This is a genomic window from Mesorhizobium sp. P5_C1 (assembly GCF_054049815.1).
The window spans coordinates 1-2,812 of sequence record NZ_JBFULQ010000643.1; the positions used below are offsets into that span (position 1 = coordinate 1).

The following is a 2,812-nucleotide window of genomic DNA, read 5'->3' on the forward strand; positions in this document are numbered from 1 at the left end:
GCGCRTTTGCGATCAACCCGACGACGGGCGCCTGGAGCTTYGCGCTCGATCAGGGTGCGGCCGATCATCTGGCCGAGGGCGAGAGCGACACGCAGTCGTTCACCGCCACGGTCACCGACGACAAGGGCGCGACGGCGACGCAGACCGTCACCATCACCATCACCGGCACCAACGACAGCCCGGTCGCCAACGCCGACACCGGAGCAGTGCTGGAAGATGCGACCCTCACTGTGTCTGCCGCGAATGGTGTGATCAGAGGCACCACGAGTGGATCGGTGGCCGACACAGACGTCGACAATGCCAACAACACGCTGGTGGTGTCCGGTGTGGTCGCGGGCGCCGGCGCCGTAACGCAGGGCGTGGGAGTCGGCGCCTCGCTCGCCGGCACCTACGGTCACCTGACGCTGAATACCGACGGCTCGTACAGCTACGTGGCGGACACCGCCAACAGCCTCGCTGCTGGGGTCACAGCGGTAGACACGTTCACCTACACCGACAAGGATCCATTCAATGCGGTGTCGAACACTACGACGCTGCAGATCACGGTGACCGGTACCAACGACGGCCCAACCGTCACCGCTGGCCCGCAGAGCGTACAGCTGGTGGAAGCCGGCGCTGGTACAGCGGGTACGGCTTCGGCCAGCATCGCGCTGACCAAGGGCGATGTGGACGCAGGCGACGCGGCTGTCTACGACGGCACGGCACTGACCACCAATGGCTGGGCGACCGGCAATGGCGGGGTGACCTACACCAAGACCGGCACCTACGGCACCGCCACACTGACCACCGGCACGGGCGTGGTGAGCTACGCTCTCGACAACGCTGACACCGACACCAATGGATTGGCACAGGGCGCCAGCGTCAGCGACAACTTCACTGTCTATGTCAAGGACGGCAGCACCGGCACCGCCAGCACCGCAGTGAACTTCGCCATCACCGGCACCAACGACGCGCCGGTCATTGATCTGAACGGCGTGGGCGCCGGCAATGACGCGACGGCTTCGTTCACCGAGCAGACGCCGCTGGTGATCGCGCCTTTGGCGACGGTGACGGACGTCGACTCGGCGAACCTGACGTCGTTGACGGCGACGCTCACGGCGCGACCCGATGGGAATGCAATCGAATCCCTGTCGCTCAACGCCAGCGCCACGGCGGCCGCAGCCGGACTGACGGTGCTCTACACCGCAAGCACCGGCATTCTGTCGATCACCGGCTCGGCTTCCCAGGCCACCTACCAGACGATCCTCGACGGGATCGTCTACAACAACACCAGCGACGCGCCGACGACCACGGCTCGGACCGTCACCGTCGTTGCGAGCGACGGCACCGACGGCAGTGTCTCGCACAGCGTCACGATCAGCGTCACGCCGGTCAACGACGCACCCGTAGCGGCCAACGACATCGGCTCGGCCACTGAGGCGGGCGGCACCGCCAACGGCACCGCAGGCACCAATGCGACCGGCAACGTTATCACCACTGGGCCGGGAGCCGACAGCGACGTCGACAACGCCACCGTCTCGCTGCTGGTTTCGGCGATCCGCACCGGCACCGAGGCCGGCTCGGGCACAAACGGCACGGTCGGCACCGGCCTGGCAGGCCAGTACGGCACGCTGACGCTCAATCCCGACGGCAGCTACAGCTATGCCGTCAACAACGGCAATGCCACCGTCCAGGCGCTCAATGCCGGCGGCACGCTGACCGACACCTTCACCTACACAGTCAAGGATCCGGGCAACCTCACCRACACAGCACAGCTCGTCGTCACCATCGACGGCGCCAACGACGCGCCGGTGAATGGTGTGCCAGCTGCACAGACGACCAACACGAATACGGCAAAGGTGTTCAGCACGGCGAACGGCAACGCCATCAGTGTTTCTGATGTGGACAATACCAGCCACACAGTGACGCTGGCCGCAACCAACGGGGCCATCACGCTCAATGGCACTTCTGGCCTGTCGTTCACAGTCGGCGACGGCACCTCTGACGGCACGATGACGTTCAGCGGCACGGATGCCGCCATCAATGCTGCACTGAACGGGCTGAGTTTCGCACCGACATCGGGCTTCAGCGGCTCGGCGTCCATCCAGGTCGCAACCAGCGACGCTGGAGCGCTAACCGACACGGACACGATTGCAATTTCCGTGAATTCCGTAAACAGCCCAAACCCGTTCACGCTGACGACGGGCACAGATACCGTTTTCTACACGTCCGGTACAAACAACGTAAATGGTACAGATGCCACTCTGAACAATGGCGACAAGATAACTGGCGGTTCAGGCAACGATACGTTGACCATATCCGACGGCAGCCTCGGGACTCATACATTTGGGGATGGCACGGGAAGTACTACGCTGCTCACGAACTTCGAATCGCTCGTGTTGATCGATTCCAACAACGGAAATCATACCGACACGTTCATCTTCGCGTCCACCTTTCAGAACAACGGTACGCTGACGATTGACGGATCCGRTATTACAGGAAACGGAGACCTTGTCGTCGACGCAAGCGCAGTCACGACCGGGGCCTTCAATATCACCGGCAGTTCCGGAAACGGCGGTGATGACACCCTGACCGGCGGATCCGGCAATGACACGATCAACGGCGGTGGAGGCAACGGAGACGACACCATTACGGGCGGCGGCGGTGCCGACACCGTAACGGGTAGCGGAGGTGCGGACACCTTTATCGTCAATTCCGGACAATCGGTGGCCATTGTTGGAGGTAGCGGCAATGCCGGTACGATCACAGGGTATGACGTGGTTACCGATTTTAGCTCGGCCGCGGACTTCCTCGATTTGCAAGGTACACCGGC

Annotated in this window: 1 protein-coding gene; it reads left to right on the top strand. The window is 63.1% G+C overall.

What is annotated here, in order from left to right:
* Positions 1-2,812, top strand: a 2,812-nt coding sequence (locus ACXJ7R_RS29290; protein ID WP_457154875.1) for a beta strand repeat-containing protein, incomplete at both ends; no start/stop codon positions are given.